The 18,003-nt window shown below is 54.0% G+C and carries 11 protein-coding genes, 1 tRNA gene and 1 pseudogene; 11 read left to right on the forward strand and 2 right to left on the reverse strand.

Annotated features, from left to right (window positions below; genetic code table 11):
• Nucleotides 1–11: 11 nt before the first annotated feature.
• Entirely contained in the window at nucleotides 12–2,285 is a 2,274-nt protein-coding gene (locus tag LGT41_RS06820; RefSeq protein WP_274129370.1) for a glycosyltransferase family protein, read from the reverse strand.
• A 126-nt stretch (nucleotides 2,286–2,411) separates the two neighbouring features.
• Here LGT41_RS06820 and LGT41_RS06825 point away from each other — a divergent pair, with 126 nt between their 5' ends.
• From LGT41_RS06825 to LGT41_RS06845, 5 genes are all read left to right on the forward strand, one after another.
• Entirely contained in the window at nucleotides 2,412–2,960 is a 549-nt protein-coding gene (locus tag LGT41_RS06825) for a hypothetical protein (RefSeq protein WP_274129371.1), read from the forward strand.
• A 132-nt stretch (nucleotides 2,961–3,092) separates the two neighbouring features.
• On the forward strand, nucleotides 3,093–4,694 hold the full coding sequence (locus tag LGT41_RS06830; RefSeq protein WP_274129372.1) for a hypothetical protein: 1,602 nt from the start codon (nucleotides 3,093–3,095) through the stop codon (nucleotides 4,692–4,694).
• Complete coding sequence (locus LGT41_RS06835) at nucleotides 4,687–5,928, forward strand: glycosyltransferase (protein ID WP_274129373.1); 1,242 nt, start codon at nucleotides 4,687–4,689, stop codon at nucleotides 5,926–5,928. The genes LGT41_RS06830 and LGT41_RS06835 overlap by 8 nt, the downstream gene beginning before the upstream one ends.
• 34 nt (nucleotides 5,929–5,962) lie before the next feature.
• The gene (locus LGT41_RS06840) at nucleotides 5,963–7,114 is read left to right on the forward strand and encodes a polysaccharide pyruvyl transferase family protein (protein WP_274129374.1); all 1,152 of its coding nucleotides are present in this window, start codon (nucleotides 5,963–5,965) and stop codon (nucleotides 7,112–7,114) included.
• 279 nt (nucleotides 7,115–7,393) lie between these two features.
• A protein-coding gene (locus LGT41_RS06845) for an IS3 family transposase (protein WP_274129375.1) occupies nucleotides 7,394–8,481 on the forward strand; the annotation gives its coding sequence in 2 pieces (ribosomal slippage) (nucleotides 7,394–7,655 and nucleotides 7,655–8,481; 1,089 coding nt in all).
• A gap of 98 nt (nucleotides 8,482–8,579) precedes the next feature.
• Here the strand turns inward: LGT41_RS06845 and LGT41_RS06850 are convergent.
• A pseudogene (locus tag LGT41_RS06850) lies at nucleotides 8,580–9,676 on the reverse strand (IS3 family transposase).
• Nucleotides 9,677–9,740: 64 nt separating this feature from the next.
• Between LGT41_RS06850 and LGT41_RS06855 the strand changes: the two are divergent.
• The 6 genes from LGT41_RS06855 to LGT41_RS06890 all read left to right on the forward strand — a co-directional run bounded on the left by LGT41_RS06855 (nucleotide 9,741) and on the right by LGT41_RS06890 (nucleotide 17,993).
• Entirely contained in the window at nucleotides 9,741–10,835 is a 1,095-nt protein-coding gene (locus LGT41_RS06855) for an IS630 family transposase (protein ID WP_274129376.1), read from the forward strand.
• A 644-nt stretch (nucleotides 10,836–11,479) separates the two neighbouring features.
• The gene (locus LGT41_RS06870) at nucleotides 11,480–12,553 is read left to right on the forward strand and encodes a DUF6212 domain-containing protein (RefSeq protein ID WP_274129377.1); all 1,074 of its coding nucleotides are present in this window, start codon (nucleotides 11,480–11,482) and stop codon (nucleotides 12,551–12,553) included.
• A complete protein-coding gene (locus LGT41_RS06875) occupies nucleotides 12,550–15,078 on the forward strand; it encodes a glycosyltransferase (protein ID WP_274129378.1) in 2,529 nt (842 codons plus the stop codon). Before LGT41_RS06870 ends, LGT41_RS06875 begins: the two co-directional genes overlap by 4 nt.
• 39 nt (nucleotides 15,079–15,117) lie before the next feature.
• A tRNA-Trp gene (locus LGT41_RS06880) sits at nucleotides 15,118–15,193 on the forward strand.
• 157 nt (nucleotides 15,194–15,350) lie between these two features.
• Nucleotides 15,351–16,376: an L-glyceraldehyde 3-phosphate reductase gene (gene mgrA, locus LGT41_RS06885; protein ID WP_274129379.1), complete on the forward strand. Its 1,026-nt coding sequence runs from the start codon at nucleotides 15,351–15,353 to the stop codon at nucleotides 16,374–16,376.
• Nucleotides 16,377–16,385: 9 nt separating this feature from the next.
• Nucleotides 16,386–17,993: a glycoside hydrolase family 43 protein gene (locus LGT41_RS06890; RefSeq protein ID WP_274129380.1), complete on the forward strand. Its 1,608-nt coding sequence runs from the start codon at nucleotides 16,386–16,388 to the stop codon at nucleotides 17,991–17,993.
• Nucleotides 17,994–18,003 lie beyond the last annotated feature (10 nt).

Below are 18,003 nucleotides of genomic sequence, written 5' to 3' on the forward strand. Positions count from 1 at the left end.
AGGCGCCTACCCTAGGCGGGCGACAGTCGTTTAATGCGACGCAGCGAAAAGCTCACTGGCGCAACTTCGGCCGACCTTTCAAAGGTGAATTCAAGCTCGGCAGTCTCATAAAACGGGCCAGCCAGAATGAGTTGATGGCGGTTCAACGCGAGCGAGAGAATTTGTGTGTCGCCTATTGAAGCGGTGCCGTCACGCGAAGTAAGTGAAAGCGAAATGGGTTGGGATGGCACGTCACCGCCTGGCACAACGGTAAAACGCAGCATATGCCCCCAAAGAGGGGTATTGCTTTGCAGCGCGATGGTTGTCACTCCAGCAGGAATTGTCAGATCAATTTTATCGCCAATCGGCGTGTCATCGGAAGCGAGAGTAAGTTCGACTGGTGCCTCGTTCAGGAGGGGTAGCGATGTGCCGTTGGCCCTATCGACCATGCCAAGCGTCCTGGCAGGATCAATACGTCGCTGCGCGTGCCGAAGCTGAGTTCCATGCAAACGTATATCTTCGGGATTTTTAAACGGCGAAGCTTCTTGGTCGATCCAAACCTGTGGCGCAATGACTAGGTTGAGCCTGTCATTCTGAAGCGCCATTACAAGATTAGCCACTATCCGCCGCGCGTTGTTTAGTTTGGCGAGCAGTCGCAGCGCCTCATTGCGATGCAAACACAGGCAGCTTGGCGCCAGACGTGAGTCTTGAAGTGCAAGAGTTGGTGCTCGGCCCGCGAAGCAGTTGAGGTTTCCGCTCTGAGTCGTCAAAGCCGAAAGCACTGTCGCTGCATCTAATCGGCAAGCGGCTTCAAGCAGATTTGAGTGTGGCAGAGCATCGGGTGTCGTTAGGCAAACAACATCGTCATGGAGCGTGCTTAAGATACGCTCAACAAACTTGCTTTGCTGGTGACTGGCATCTGCAACATGGCAGGTGATTTCGGGGTTATCAAACGCATCCTGCAAGTCAACGCCAATCGTATATACATGAAGCGCCCAATTGGCGGGAATACGGTGGGAAAGTGTGCGTATTTTTGGAATTTGTGAAGGGTCGGAAACTGGGCCAACAAGAACTGCACCTGCTGAGGCATTAGTTGGTGATTTGCGTGGGCTCTCACCATTTTGCATCCAAACCTGGTCAGGGTTGCTCGATACTAATGCTGTTGGTCGCCACCTTAGCGCGGTCTGCATGGTGTCGGCCAACCCATCTGGGGATGGGTCAAATAGAAGGCAATTATTTTTGTGACTCCAGCGGGGCTCGTTTGCGAAGGCTGCACAGTCTTTTGCAAGTAAAATCGGTCGTTGTTTTGCACCAATCTCATAGGCGAGAAGGCAGAGCGATTCATAGGCAGATGGCTGCACCACAATCGAGCTTGCCAAACGTGCGTGGCGCGCTTGTTCAGAAAGGTCAGTTTCAAACAGGATTTTTGCACTGTAACGTTGGGGCACCATCATTCGCAGCCCTGCTAGATACATTGGTTCGAAGGCGTAGGCCATCAGCCGAAGTTTCCCCAAATAATCGGGGTTTCTATCAAGGAACTGTACCGCGCCGCGAATGAAGAGGTCGGGGCGTTTGAATGGTTGAAACCGAGACGCAAATACAAAATCCGGGGCATGGTTTTCTGGTAAAGGTTCTGGATCTGGCGCCTTAGACAACACAGCAGGGAAATTGATTTCAACCTGTTTGCCGGCTGGAAATACTGCGCTCTCTTCAACAATCGTCGCAATAGCTTCGAGAGGTGCGATGATGCGGTCGGCAAGCCTTAGACATTCCGCCTCCATATCAATACGCGCCGCGTGCCAGCTATCAGTTGGATAGTAGTCAGGCTCGAAGCGCAACAATTCAGAAAACGACGAATGGATGCGGCAGGCAATTTCTGCAGTCTGAAATGCAAGGCCACATTCGCGTGCCGTTAGTATGAGGTTTCCATACCCCAGATGATCTGGCACCTCGATATGGGTTAGCTTAGCACCGATCGCGGTTTCAATATCCAAAGCGCCAAACAAAAATGCCGCCGCTTCACAAAATAACTGGGGGTGCCGACCTATTCCATTCAACTGACTATCTTCTGCGCCGCCGAGCCGTTTTTTGACTTCGGCTTGATTTGGGCAGCACCATAAATGAATGCGGTTCGGAAAATGGGCTGCAATGCCGTCGATCCGGTCCGCATATTCAACTGGCAGTAAAATATGCACATGTGCATCTGGCAGTTCATTCAACACCTGCAGCGCCATGTTGTGAATGAGCCGCGCAATGCCGCCGCGATCAACTGGATAGAGCTCGTTACCAATGTAGCAAATATGCAATATTTTTTAGCCTTGCTTGCCGACTAGATAGACCTAGCGGCTAATGTTTCATACATACTCCCATAACATGATTCGAGCTTGCCACCCAGGTCAAGCAAGGCCAACAGAATTGGGAAGGCAAAGCGAATGAACTACCTTTCGAACGCGCGCAATTTGTTCCTGAGCGCAGCAAAAAACCTCGACTCACTAACCTCGAGCAGAATGGACCTGCTTGAAGGGCTGTCTAAACACTTTACAGTCGGCCGTCGTACAAAGCTTAAGCCCGGTTTCAGCCAACTCACTGAAAAACTAGCCGTTTGCACCACACAGACAGCTGATGTGCTCGTAGGTGGAGGCGAAGCCGTGCCGTTGAGCCTGGAAGTAGAAGGCTGTGATTGGTTGACCTTGGAATCGGACATTCGCATCTTGGAAAGCAAAGGAATGATTGTGTTAGAGGCTGAAGTGCATTCGGATTATGCGCTCTATGCCGATGTTTTTTTGCGCATATTTAATAATGCGGGTGAGCCAACAGACCTCGCATCTGCATTTTGGCCGATCAGCGCCGATGGGCTTTGTGTGCATTTAATGGAAGCACCGGAAAATGCATTTGCTGCCAAGCGCGCGCGACTGATTATCCATTTGCGTCAACCGATCGGGCAAATCAAAGTTCATCAACTCGCGATTTACACCGTTTGAAGTAAGTTTTGTGCATATCACGCGCGACCTGTACGCAAACTATTGACCTAGCGGTGCAAATGAGGCTGCATGGCCCCCACTAACATACGAATAAGCCCTTGTTGCGCGTAAACCTGTTTGGATGAGAGCCACATGTTGCACCTTGATTTCGACTTTCGGATTGAACCTACCCGGCATGTCGTTGTGGGTTGGTGCGACACAGAATGTTTGAATGGGCTATATTTACAGGGCGATGACCATATCATTTTTCCGCTCTTGGTTTCCGACCACCCCCGACGAGACCTACGTTCGAATGACTTGCGGGGATTTATTGCGATATTCGAGGTTAAGGCGCAGAGCGACCTGCAACGATATGAGTTTCGGGCAGAGGGTGAAGGCAGCCTGTTTCCCATTGACGACGTAGCCGAAAATTTCGGACTTTTCGTGAGCAAATCTGTCGATGAAACGTTTTGGGATTTCTGCCTGCAAGTCGGCTGTGGAGAGATTTCGATTGCAGGCGCGGCACTGGTCTCTGTGATGCGTCCACGTATTAAAAGCATGATTGGCAATTATGCTGAAACGCAAAAAATGGCCGGCGGAATGGATCTAGCCGTGGCTGCTCAGGCCAGCAATGTGGCGTTGTTGTGCGGTTGGACAGCGTCCGATCGCGCAAATACCTCCGATCATCCACTTCGGCGCGCCGGCTTTGCGCTATGTGAAAACGCGCTTGTGCCGCTTAAAATGCATTGGGATTGCCATTTACGACCGGATCTAAATACATTTGGCGACAGGTTCAGCCTGACCGGTAGTGAAGGCTATGTCGGGACTGTGCATACGAATCCAGATCATGGTCAGATTGAAACGCTTGTTGTGAGTGCCCGGTATCGCCGTGGCCAGTTTGTGTTGGCGCGAGAGGTTGAAGATGTGTCTTTCGCGCGAATGCTAGTTGTGGTGCGTCAAATTGAAGGGCAGCTTTCTTCACCTGAATTCAACGCTGATATACGCGAAGCATTGCGCCCCAATATTAAAGCTATCGAACTTAACACAGATTTCACGCGCACAATAAATGACAGCCGCGTTACACTTGTGTTGGAGCATGACGGCCAGGACAGTGACATTCGTGACGTCCTAAGGCATTGTCACCAAGAGTTTGGACATGGGTTTGACTTGATTGTAATTAATACCAGTCTGAGCAAGGCGACAAAGCGCGCAATTGCTGCTTATCAGAACGAGGCGGCCTACACTGACATGATTGTGTCTTGTTATGCGCCGGACCATCCGATTGATCGATGGAATATTCGAGGCGAGATTGTCGTTTTTGCTAGAAGCTCATCAATTATTCAGCTTGCACCGTTTCCGGACATTAAGGTGCTTAAATTGGCAAAAGTTAGCGCAACGGTAATAGTGCATGATCCGATTCTTGCCATTGCCACAAAGCCAAATATGGCTCAGTTGGCGAAGAATCTCGCGGCGCGACGCATGCCGATGATTGCCATGATCAACATGTCCAACCTCCCAGCGGAACCAGGGCATTTTGCGGGTCTAAATTCGGTTGATGCGCAAATGAGGTTGCTTATCCTATCGATGTGGAAGGCTAAGCGCGCGCAGGTAACGCTCGCAACGCCAGCCCAGTTCTTTGACGGTATGGCTGGCCGCCAGGTCGATGAAGAGCATGGTAGAAAGATTTTTTATGACCTTCTGAGTCTGGATTCCGAGGCGATCGCATACGCGTTTGCAGGGGTTGAATATGAGTAGGGTCGCGATCATCTCCCATTCCCATCCGCTGCTCAAAAGTGGGGGTGGTGAAGTTGCGGCTTATCGTCAGTTTCAGCATTTGCGCGTGGCTAAATGTGATGTGTTCTTTGTCGGTGTTGCGTTCGACCCTAAAACGATTGAAGCGGTGTTTGCACCTGATCAAATTGTTTTGCAGCTTGGCGAGCGTGACTATTGTTTGCGCGCAACGGGCATGGATTCATTCACTATGGAACATGCGCGGGCAGTAGATGAAGATGCGGTTCTGGCGCTACTTCTTTCGCTCGAGGCAGATGTTTATCATTTTCACCATTTTTGGAATATCGGTGCAGGGGTCATTCGTCGCCTGCGCGCATTGCGACCAGAAGCGCGCCTGGTCTGCACGCTTCATGAGTTCACGGCTATTTGTGCCAATCATGGTCAGATGATCAAAACAAATGGCCGCGAACTTTGCAATGAATCCAGCCCACTTGCCTGTGCTGGCTGCTTTCCAGACCGCAACGCGTTAGACTTTGTGCTACGTAAACGCCGGATGATTGAACTCATGGCTCAATTTGACACGCTTTTTGCACCAAGCGCGTTCTTGGCGCGCCGGTTCCAAGCTTGGGGCGTGCCGGAAGGACGCATCTGTGTCATTGAAAACGGTATTGCGCCGCGCGGAGATGTTGACATTATCGAAACACCACTGGGAACGTTAAGTCGGCGCTTTGCGTTCTTTGGTCAAGCAACGCCAACCAAAGGTCTGGATATTCTTGTGCGCGCAGCACAGTGGATTGCGGCGTCACCGGATAATAAGGATCTAACCATTGACGTTTTTGGGGTTACAAAGGAAGGCTTCGAGGAAATTTGGCCAGACGAAACACTCCCACCGAATATACTTAACTTTCATGGTCGTTATCAGGCTGCCGATGCCGTTGATCTGATGGCGCGTTACGGTTGGATTGTAATACCCTCGGTCTGGTGGGAGAATTCTCCGGTGGTCATTCAAGAGGCGCGGCTTGCTAATTCACCAGTGATTGCTTCAAATATTGGCGGCATGAAAGAAAAAGTCGAAGGCTGGGGCCATTTGTTCGAAGTTGGGGACCCTATATCGCTTGGTCATAAAATGTTAGAGCTTGCAGGCAATGATGACGCGTTGACGAAAGCACGGCAGAAGATGACCGCGCCGCTGAGCTTGGAGACGTTTTGCGATTTGTGGACCGATATTGTTTACAATACACCTGCGCGAAAGGCATAGTCTTGAATTTCGACTATATTAGGGACAGATTAAGATGCGTGTAACGATTCTTTGGCAGACGTTTGACTCTGGTTTGTATTCGAACCATGAATTTGATTTACTTTATAAGAATGTTGGCCACAACAACGGTAATCTTGCATTTGTATATGCAATCCAATCGCAAATTGATGCTGATATTACTTTTGCACCGTGGCACGCGAAGTCCGAATATCTCGACGAGATTTCGGATATTATCGTGCTGCCCTGTGCCAATCAATTGGGGCCACACACAAAGCTTGGCGGACTGGCTGAAAACCTGTCTCGGTTGAAAACTCCGGTGGTTGGCATTGGGATTGGGGCGCAAGCTAAAGATTTTTCACAAGATGTAGTGCTTGACCCCGGCACACTTGAATGGGTGCGACAGCTTGATGTCCATCGTCCTGACCCCGGAGTATCGAATCTTTATACGCGGGGGCCGTATACCACATCACAGCTTAAAAAGCTCGGGGTAAACGGAACTTGCACAGGCGGTTGCCCATCACATTTTATACATCCAGCCGTAGATTTGGGGCAAAAAATTGCGCATAGCTGGAATGAGATTCAGCAAGTCAGGAAAATTTCTGTCTGTGCCGGCCATCAAAGCTGGGCCGAAGTGCGAGAAATAGAACAGCAACTCGTCGGGCTATTGTTCGATCCGGCTTGCACAGGGCAATATATTGTGCAGTCGATGACCGACATGGTTAAGATTTCGCGTGGCGATTTTGACACCATTGAACCCGAGGTTTTTCAAAGACTCAAAAATCATATTGTGCCCCACTATACCGATGATGAGTTCAGGGCATTCTGTCTCAACTATGTCTATTCATTTTATGATGTTCCGGCTTGGATGGACTCGCTGCGCCGTTACGATCTGGCCATAGGACCACGCTATCACGGAATTGCGTTGGCGCTTCAGGCTGAACGGATGGGCGTTGTCATCACGATCGACACGCGTACCGAGGAAATGTGCCAGCAGACCGGCATTCCATATATTCGTGTTCAGGATTGCACCCGGCCATTGGTGCGTTCATCGCTGCGTTCGCTCATTCAGTTTGACGCCGACAAATATGACGAGTTCCGCAGCGAACGCGCGCGTAACTATGTCAACTTCCTAGAAGCCAACCAGCTTAAACCAAAGGCATTCCTAAAAGAGATCGCGGCAGGCTAGGCGTATATTTTGCGCCTGGTAGACTCAAAATATATTGGCCATACGAGTTTTGGTCATCCCTTGACCTTGCGCGTGATGTTCTGTTCGCTGATCCAACACGTGCGCCATCCAATTTCTTCTAGGGTCTGTTGACGTTCACCTAGTCACCCGGAACTGTAATTCGTATCATTGTCTGAACTGGTTTTCAGGAGATGATACGATGTGACCTGGTAATCCCCCCCGAAAGTAAGGGGCTGCATAAGTAGAATTTTCTCGGCAAGATGCATGAGGAGATTCTGAATGAAGACAAGCAGATACACAGAGGAACAGATCATCGCGATCCTGCGCCAGGGCGAAGGCGGAGTACCGGTGGCAGAGCTTTGCCGTGAGCATGGCATGAGCAACGCGTCGTTCTACAAATGGCGGGCGAAGTATGGCGGGATGGATGCGTCCATGATCAGCCAGATGAAGGCCATGGAAGATGAGAACCGCAGGCTGAAGAAGATGTTCGCCGAACTCAGCATGCAGAACGAGTTGTTGAAGGAAGCCCTTGGAAAAAAGTGACGGGGCCATCTCAACGCCGTGAGATGGCCGAAACGGTGGTGGAACGGCGAAAAGTCAGCATTGCGCTGGCCTGCCGCACCTTCGGGGTCAGCGAGACCTGCTATCGCTACAGCCCGAAGCTGAAGGATGAGAACGAGCAGATAGCCGATCTGCTTGTTGGGTTGACCGAGGCCCGGAAGACTTGGGGATTTGGGCTGTGCTTCCTGCATTTGCGCAACGTCAAAGGCCATCCATGGAATCACAAAAGGGTTTACCGGATCTACTGCGAACTTGAGCTGAACTTGCGGATCAAACCCCGGAAACGGTTGAAACGGGACAAACCCGATGCGCTGGCGGTGCCAGAGGCACCGAACGTGACTTGGTCGATGGACTTCATGGCCGATCGTCTTGGGGACGGTCGTGCATTCCGGCTCTTGAACGTGCTGGACGACTTCAACCGCGAGGGATTGGGTATCGAGGTTGATTTTTCCTTGCCCGCCGAAAGGGTCATCCGGAGCCTCAACCGCATCATCGAATGGCGCGGCAAGCCCGGCACCATAAGAGTCGACAACGGCCCGGAATACATCAGCGGAAAGGTGATGGAATGGGCCGAGGAAAAAGGGGTTACCATCCAGCACATCCGACCTGGCCAGCCGCAACAGAATGCCTACATCGAGCGATACAACCGCACGGTCCGGCATGAGTGGCTGGATCAATACATCATCGAAAGCATAGAGGAGGCGCAAGATCACGCCACGCAATGGCTATGGACATACAACAATGACCGCCCGAACATGGGCATAGGCGGCATCACACCCGCCCAGAAACTGAAAATGGCCGCGTAAGTTCTACGGACGCACCCCGTTAAAAACGGGGAGATTACCACCTGCGCCCCAAGTTCCCTCCAGCTTTGCGCGGAGTCCGTGGTGTTAAATTGATGGCGCTAGGCTGCCAGTTTGTCCATGCTCATTTTCTCAGCAAATTCCATTGGCGTCAGGTTGCCTAAGGCTGAATGGGGCCTCTGCCAGTTGTAATCCTCCTGCCATGTTGCCAGCGTTTCTCGGGCCTCGCGCAAGGTGCCAAACAGCGTTTCATTGAGGCATTCATCGCGCAACTTACCGTTGAAGCTTTCGATGAAACCGTTCTGCTGAGGCTTGCCGGGCGCGATGTAATGCCAGTCGATCCCGGTCTTCTGAACCCATTTGAGGATAGCCATGCTGGTGAACTCGGTCCCGTTATCTGACACGATTGTCGTAGGCATGCCGCGTTCGGCGATGATCTGATCCAACTCACGGGCAACGCGGTGACCTGACAGCGATGTATCAGCCACCAGCTCCAAGTTCTCACGACTGAAGTCATCAACGACCGCCAAGATGCGGAAGCGACGACCGTCTGTCAGCGCATCAGACACGAAATCCAGGCTCCAGCGTTGGTTTGGGCCATCCGGCAGCACCATTGGCTTTCTTGTGCCCAAGGCCCGTTTCCGACCACCCCTACGGCGCACTTGCAACTTCTCCTCGACATAAATGCGCCTCAACTTCTTATGATTCACGATGTGGCCCTCGCGCGCGATCATGACGTGGATGCGCCGATATCCAAACCGGCGCCGTTCACGAGAAACCCGTTTTATGACCTCACGCAGATCGCCATCATCGTCACGGATCGACTGATATCGAACCGTCGATCGATCAATCTGCAGCACATCACACGCCCGCCGCTGGCTCACGCCGTGCGCTTCGCACAGGTGAACCACCGCTTGTCGCTTCGCTTCGGGCGTCACCACTTTTTTGAATTGATGTCTCGCAGCATGGCATTGTCGAGCATCTGTTCCGCCAGCAACTTCTTCAGCTTCACGTTCTCATCTTCCAGCGCCCGCAGTCGCTTGGCATCCGAGGGTTCCATGCCGCCATACTTCGATTTGTATTTGTAGAACGTCGCCGAGCTGATCCCATGCCGCCGACATACATCGGCGGTCTTCTCACCAGCTTCCTACTCCTTGATCATCGCAATGATCTGCTCGTCCGTGAACCGTGCTTTCATTTGTCCGTCCTTTGGTTGGGCGGACTCTACATCAAACCGGAGGAGTTTCAGGGGGTCAGGTCAGATGTTGGGACGGGTTGCGGACGCGGTAGTGCTGAGTGAGGAGGAGCGGCGGTTTCTTGAGGGTCAGGTTCGGCGGCACAAAGCGCCACGTTCGCTGTCAGACCGTTGCCGGATGATCTTGCTGTGCGCCGAAGGCTTGCCGAGCAAGGCAGTGGCGGTGCAGCTTGGGGTGCATGAACATACAGTTGGAAAGTGGCGCAGGCGTTTTGTCCGGGATCGGATTGAGGGCCTCACAGATGAATACCGCCCGGGCCGCCCGCGCACGGTCGCCGATGAGCAGGTGGCCGAAGTGATCGAGCGCACGTTGAACACCACGCCCAAGGATGCCACGCATTGGTCGATCCGCTCGATGGCGGCTGAGACGCGGCTGTCTCACACGACAATGCGGCGGATCTGGAATGCGTTCGGCTTGCAACCGCATCGGAGCGAGACGTTCAAGCTGTCGACCGATCCGCTGTTTGTGGACAAGGTGCAGGATATCGTTGGCCTCTACATGTCGCCGCCGAACCGGGCTATCGTATTGTGTGTGGACGAGAAATCGCAAATCCAGGCTCTTGACCGCGAACAACCCGTCCTGCCCATGGCCCCTGGTGTCGCCGAGCGCAGAACCCATACCTATATCCGCCACGGCACGACCTCGCTCTTTGCGGCGCTGGATATCGCCACCGGCGTCGTGATCGGAAAATGCTACAAACGGCATCGCGCGACCGAGTTTCTGGACTTTCTGAAGCGGATCGACCAGCACATGCCCGCAGGTCCGGACGTGCATATCGTCATGGATAATTACGCCACCCACAAAACCCCGAAGATCAAGGCATGGCTGGCGCGCAGGCCGCATTGGCATGTCCACTTCACGCCGACCTCTGCGTCATGGATCAATCAGGTCGAACGCTGGTTCGCCGAACTGACGCGCAAGCAACTGCAACGCGGCGTCCACCGTTCAACGGCGGAACTCGAGGCCGATATCGCCGCATTTATCGACGCCCACAATGAGAACACAAAGCCATACAAATGGGTCAAACCCGCCGACGAAATCCTCGCCTCCGTCAAGAGGTTCTGCCAGAGAACCCAGCAAACCCTATGCGGCGAACTTTAGATTCAGGTGACTAGTTTGAATGATGACTGCGGCGATTGAAATGAAGGCCTTGAAGCTTTGGTCCGTTTTGCATGATCGCATTGCGATACCTCTGTTTTCCTTGAGTTTTCCGAAGAAATTCTCGACAAGATGGCGCCATTTGTAGGTGTGTTTGTCGAATGTGGAGGGGAATACCGCTCACCACCCGCCGGTCATCGATGCGCGGCACACCATGAGACAGCGGAAATCGGGGTTCAATCCGACGCATCTGCGTTGCGCTCGGCCAAAACAATTCGCTCAACGGAACACCTCCGCATGCTGCCAATGAATCTATCAATCCGTGATCGAGCAAGCAGTTTAATGGGTCCTGAGCCTAGAGGAATGCGCTTGCTTCACATCGATTAGGGCGTCATTCTTGACTGGACCTTGATTTGGAATAATTGGCAGGCATGGATCGCGAACCAAGTACATTGATGAACCGCGGGTATATTGTTGTAAGCGCAGGGACTCTAGACTATATTCCGTGTTGCAACTTTAATGTCTGGTTGAGATGTAACGCAGGCACACTTGTCTCCCCGTTACCACTTGGGTTTATCCTGAATGAACGCGATATCACGAAGCTGCCTGCCGCAACGCGAGCCAACATAGAAGCGGCAAGGCTACCGTTGGAGAAATTGGTAGACGGATTAGATATTGCGGCGCTTGCTGTTCGTTGGGCAATTGATGCGTTGGAATCAGCTACTGAACAACTAGGAGGTGCGCGCAAATCACTCGCCGAGATTCGTTTCCAGCAGGAGCTGGTGCAGCGAAACTTTGTTGAAACCGAGTCATGGTTGAACGCAATGCTTGCGCCAAAGTTCAGCCTTGTGCGGGAATTTCCACGAGGCAGTGGTTACATACAGCTGCAGGTTGGCCAGACGATTCGGCTAGCCCTACCATGCAGTAGCCGTGGCTTGGCGGCGGTCGACATCTATGCTGGGGTGAAGGACGGCCTGGGCAGGTGCGAGCTGTCCGCGCAACTGGTGCGGTGGAATGGCGAATGTATTGCAGCGTTTGATAACATCGCATTGACAGAAAAATGCGGTTGGGCACGGCTGCGTTTGCCACATGGGGTATCTGGCGATGACGAAGACTGTTCTGTTGATCTTCGGTGTGTATCGGGTGATGCGGAAATAGGGCTTGCGCTACCTGTGCCATTTAATCATTTGCGTGCCTTTAAGAATGGCTGTGAGCTTGCAGCGCCCCTTGCGTTAAAAATCTGGGGCGGTTTGCCCGGCGTGGGCTTGCCAAAAATCGGCAAAGTTTCTGCAGCTTTGGCTGCGTCGCAGATATCATACCTCACCTCTGTCGACCTACCGGTTCCGCTTGCACTGATTGGCAGTTATACCACAATTCAGGAACAAGGCAGCATTGAGTTGCGACCCGAGCCGAGCGGCAAGGCACTCGTTGTTATGCGCAACGTATCGTTGGAAACGGATTGTGACATTGAAGCGTTTTTGCAGTTTCTTGGCGACGATGGTGCCGTCGCGACCTTCTCAACTACTTTGCCGGGCGTTATTAAAGTTGGAACGGATAGTTACCGCTTACCACAGGGCAGTTTCATAAATGCAACGCAGTTAACCCGTTTGGCAGATCACGCTCGTAGTCCGAAAGTCGATATAGTTCTGCGCTTGGAAAATGCCCATCCTGGTTCTGTCATAAAATTGTGGGCGTTGAAGTTATCTCGCAGCAGAGTATGAGCGTCGAGGTTACGAAATTCGCAATTGTTCTGCCGGTTTGGCGACAGGCCGGGTTTGCAGATGAAGCAATTACGACACTTTTTAATCAGCGCGGCGAGATTAATTGGAACTTGATTATCGTAAACGATGGCTGCCCAGACCGAGAAACGGCGCTTGCATTGGAAGCATGGCGACAACGCGCGCCCGAGAAAATTACTTTGCTTACCCAGGCGAATGACGGGCTTTCTTCGGCGCGGAACGCTGGAATTGAATATGCACTGCGTGATGGTGACGTATCGGCGATATTCTTTTTGGATGCAGATAACAGGCTCGACCCGAATGCCTTGCAGTTACTTGATTCACTTAGCCATGCGCATCCAGAGCAAGACTGGTTTTACCCGAATTTCGACATGTTTGGTCTTGATGGGCCGCAGCATCATGGTGGTGCATGGTCACTTTCGCGGATGGCTGTTTCAAACATGTGCGATGCCGGATCACTAGTTCGGCGGCGTGTATTTGAAGCCGGAGTCCGATTTGCGCCAGAGTTGCGCAACGGATTTGAAGATTGGGATTTTTGGTTATGCGCCGCCAAGCTTGGGTTTCGTGGTTACGCGGTGCCGATGGCGTTTTTCCGTTACCGCAAGCGTGGACATTCAATGTTGAGTGCTGCGCATGCGCAAGGGCAGACAAACATCCAGTCATTGCGCATGCGGCACAGGTGGTTGTTTGGTTCTGGGCGTTTGGCAGAAATATATGCGCAGGAATGGTCAAGATTTGCTTTCGTGTTGCGAAACAGCCAGGCAGAAATTGGAGATTATCCAAGGGGAAATCTGCTTGCGGCAGAAGAAATGGAAAGGCGATGGTTCATTGACCAAATCAATTCATTTGAGAGCCGCCGCCCGCAGACCTGGGTGTTTGGATCATCTGAGGCAATAGCTTATTTGAAGCAGGTCAGGCGTTTGGAATCGGTCCTGCTCGAGCTTGAAGCAAGCGCCGCCGACGGGCACATAGGCGCGGTTCGATTTCGTGCCTCAAACAGCATCGCACTCGTTCCTGAAATGCGCCATTCCGATAAGGGGTGGGAGCGAATCGCCAACGCAGCACTCTTGGCATTGCCCGCCCAGCACATTGAGTTTGCTCTACAGGGTCATGATCTCATGGATGTCATGACCCGGCTCATGTCACGCGGAACGATTTCGCCGCTTGAGGTACAGGCGCCTAAGGCCGAAAATTTTGGCACACAAGCGGTTGAAGCCGCGACAGATTTTGTTGGGCGGATCTCAGAATCAGGCTACAATTATGCTATGATCGGGAACGTGGCGCAGTGGCGCAAGCCCGCAAGCATTCCTAGCGCTCGCGACTTGTTTGCTGAAGTTAAGGCATTGAACTTTGGCGGGTTTCATTTACCTGGGCAGATTAAGACAGGCAGAAATATTGGCATCATACTGCCTATATTGCGCTTTGGCGGAGTAGAAAAATGTGCAGTGGCGCTAGCAGCTTCGCTTCGCGATCTAGGCGCTGTTCCACATCTATTTCTGTATGGTGATCAAGCGGTGCAAGCCGAAACCTGGTTATGCGCACCGTTCGAGGCGATCCATCAGATTACTCGAAGTGAACTTCGCGATTGGTCGGGTGCGCGCTATCTGGGCACGGCCGATGGCCGTGCGCCAAGCCAATGGTTGGCCGGTAGAGTCTTTGGTCCACTTACTGCGATGGATATTGTCGTCAATGCAGGATGTGGTCCCGTCAATTCAGGAATTGGCGACTTGCGGCGCTCTGGAATAAAAACCGTGACTTGGGAACATTTAGTAGAAGAAACAGATTTTGGGCGCCCAAACGGCACACCCTACTTAGCGCTCAGTAATGAAGCGGCTTATGATCTGATAATCACCTGTTCGGAACAACTAGCAAACTGGCTTGCCGGTATGGGCGTTTCTCGTGGCAAACTCCTCCCCCTTCCCAACGGCCCCGGCTTTCCTGATGAACGCAGGCACCGCGCCATGCGCGATGGCCGCCTGCCTTTGCGCGTTGGGTTCATGGGCCGGCTGGACCGGCAGAAAGGGGTGGATCGATTTATCGAAATCGCGCAAGCGCTGCGTGGTCCCGACTTTGAATTTTCGCTGGTTGGCGAGGCGGTTGTCGAGGCGGTTGTCGAGGCGGATGGCGTGAATATTCCCGGCTGGATCACGCGGCGCGCGCTGGCCCGCACGCCCGCGGAACTGTCCGAGGCCTATGCGCGGCTGGATATACTTCTTATGCCGTCGCGCGCCGAGGGCCTGCCGCTTGCGGTGCTGGAGGCGCAGCGCGCAGGGGCTGTGCCGGTCATCAGCAGGGTCGGTGCAGTGGATGAGGCGGTAAAAGATGGCGAAAACGGAATCCTGCTTGCTCCGGATGCCGTGGTTGGCGATGCGATAGCGGCGCTCAGGCTGCTGGCGCGGGACCGCGACCTGCTGCACCGGCTGGCAACTGCACCCGTGCCCGAGGATCGCTGGGCGGAAAATGCACGGAATCTTTTAGCCGCCCTGGGCCTTGCCCCTCTTGCATAGATGCAAGCGTTGCGCTAATCGGTGCCTACCATACGGCATAGGGGTTTAGCTCAGTTGGTAGAGCATCGGTCTCCAAAACCGAGGGTCGTGGGTTCGAGTCCCTCAGCCCCTGCCAATGGTTTGGCCCGCAATTCTTCCCGATTTTAGCCCGAAGCGCCTTGTGCTTGCGGCGCGTGAATCCCGCTCACCGCCAAAATCCGCTGTTTCGAAGTTTTCCCTTGAATGCCGCGCCGCGTTGCGCGTTAACTGCTGTATCGTTACAGGAGCCATGAATGCGCTATACACCCGCCGAAAACCGTTATGAAAACATGCATTATCGCCGTCTTGGGCGTTCCGGGCTGAAACTGCCTGCAATCTCGCTTGGGCTTTGGCATAATTTTGGCGGCGACACCCCGCATGACACCAAGCGAGCCATGTGCCATGCGGCGTTCGATCTGGGCATCACGCATTTCGACCTTGCCAATAACTACGGCCCGCCACCGGGTTCGGCCGAACATGCTTTTGGCTCGATCTTGAAGGAAGATTTTGCACCTTACCGGGACGAGCTGATCATTTCCTCCAAGGCGGGCTATGAAATGTGGGATGGCCCCTATGGCGAATGGGGCAGCCGGAAGTATCTGGTTTCGTCTTGTGATCAGTCGCTCAAACGCATGGGGCTCGACTATGTCGATATTTTCTATTCCCACCGGTTTGACCCCGACACGCCGCTGGAAGAAACGATGGGTGCGCTTGATTATATCGTGCGCTCGGGCCGCGCGCTTTATGCGGGAATCTCATCGTATAATTCCGAGACTACCCGCAAGGCGGCCGCTATACTCAAAGAGCTTGGCACGCCCTGCCTGATTCACCAGCCAAGCTATAACATGCTGAACCGCTGGGTAGAGCGCGACGGGCTGAAGGAGACCCTTGCCGAGCTTGGCATCGGCTCGATTGCCTTTACACCGCTGGCCCAGGGAATGCTGACCAGAAAATACTTAAACGGTGTGCCGCAGGATAGCCGCGCGGCGCAGGATAAATCGCTCGACCAGAAAATGCTGTCGGACAGGGCGATTGCCAATATCAGAAAGCTGAATGAAATTGCAGAAAGCCGCGGGCAAACGCTGGCGCAAATGGCAATTGCCTGGGTGCTGCGCGATGGTGGCATTACCAGCGCGCTGATCGGGGCGAGCCGGCCTTCGCAGGTGGTGGATTGCGCGGGTGCGGTGAACAATCTCGACTTTACCGCCGAAGAACTGGCGCTGATCGACACCTATGCCGATGAGGAAAACATCAACCTTTGGGCAAAGTCGTCGGAATAGGCACGCAGGATGATCAGAAACCCCATTCTGCCGGGCTTCAATGCCGACCCGTCCATCTGCCGTGTGGGTGAGGATTACTATATCGCCACCTCGACCTTTGAATGGTATCCGGGGGTGCAGATCCATCATTCGCGCGATCTGGTGAACTGGCGGCTTGTGGCGCGCCCGCTGAACCGCGCCGGGCTGCTTGATATGCGCGGCAACCCCGATAGTTGCGGCATCTGGGCGCCGTGCCTTAGCCATGCCGATGGCCGGTTCTGGCTGGTCTATACCGATGTAAAACGGCTGGATGGCGCGTTCAAGGATGCGCATAACTACATCACCACCTGCACCACGATTGATGGCGACTGGAGCGACCGGATCTATGTGAACTCATCCGGCTTTGACCCGTCACTGTTTCACGATGATGACGGGCGCAAATACTTCATGAATATGCAGTGGAACCATCGGGGCGAGGGCACGGGCGGCAACCCGAAACATGCCAGCTTCGACGGGATATTGCTGCAGGAATGGAGCGCGGCGCGCGGTCTGTTCGGCCCGGTACGCAATGTCTATGCAGGCTCGCCGCGCGGGCTGAGCGAGGCGCCGCATATCTTCAAACGCAAGGGCTGGTATTATATGACCGTGGCCGAGGGCGGCACGGGCTATGACCATGCGGTGACGATGGCGCGGTCACGCGACATCTGGGGGCCCTATGAAACCCAGCCCGACGGGCATTTGCTGTGCGCCGCCGATGCGCCGGACCACCCGATCCAGCGCACGGGGCATGGGCAGATTGTTGAAACCCATTGGGGCGAGACCTATCACACCTTCCTGATGGGCCGCCCCCTGCCGGGCCGATTCTGCCCGATGGGGCGCGAAACGGGGATAGAGCGCTGCGTTTGGGGCGATGATGATTGGCTGTATCTGCAAGCCGGGGGCCGCTTGGCGCGCCTTGAAGTGCCAAGCCCAACCGATGCCATGCCCGCGCCAGAAACCGCAAGCCGCGATGTGTTTGACGGGTCGCGGCTGCCGGATGCGTTCCAATGGCTGCGCACGCCGGAGCCAAGCCGCATTTTTGCGCTGGGCGACGGCGCGCTTTCGCTGTTTGGCCGCGAGAGCATTGGCAGTTGGTTTGAACAGGCGCTGGTGGCGCGGCGGCAAGAGCATTTCCAGTATCGTGCCGAAACGCGGGTTGAATTTGCGCCTGAAGCCTATCAGCAGGCGGCGGGGCTGACGACATATTACAACCGCAGCAAGTTCCACGCGCTGATGGTCACGCATGAGCCGGGGCAGGGGCGGGTGCTGAGCATCATGTCATGCCTTGGGGATTGGCCCGAAGGCGCGCTGAGCTTTGCGCTGGCGGCACCGGTTGCGCTGGGCGCGGGGCCGGTGGAGCTGGCGGTTGAGGTTGATCATGCCAGCCAGCAGTTTTTCTGGCGTCAGGGCGGAGACTGGCAGGCGATTGGCCCGGCGCTGGATGCAAGCCTGATTTCCGATGAAGGCGGGCGCGGTGAACATGCCAGCTTTACCGGCGCTTTTGTGGGCATGGTGGCGTTTGATGTAACCGGGCAGGGGCTGCCCGCCCGGTTCAGCCATTTCAACTATATCCCAAAGGCCAGCAAGGCGGCGCGTTGAGCGCAGCCCC

Origin of the sequence: Abyssibius alkaniclasticus (assembly GCF_020447305.1) — a bacterium.
Lineage (GTDB): Bacteria > Pseudomonadota > Alphaproteobacteria > Rhodobacterales > Rhodobacteraceae > Abyssibius > Abyssibius alkaniclasticus.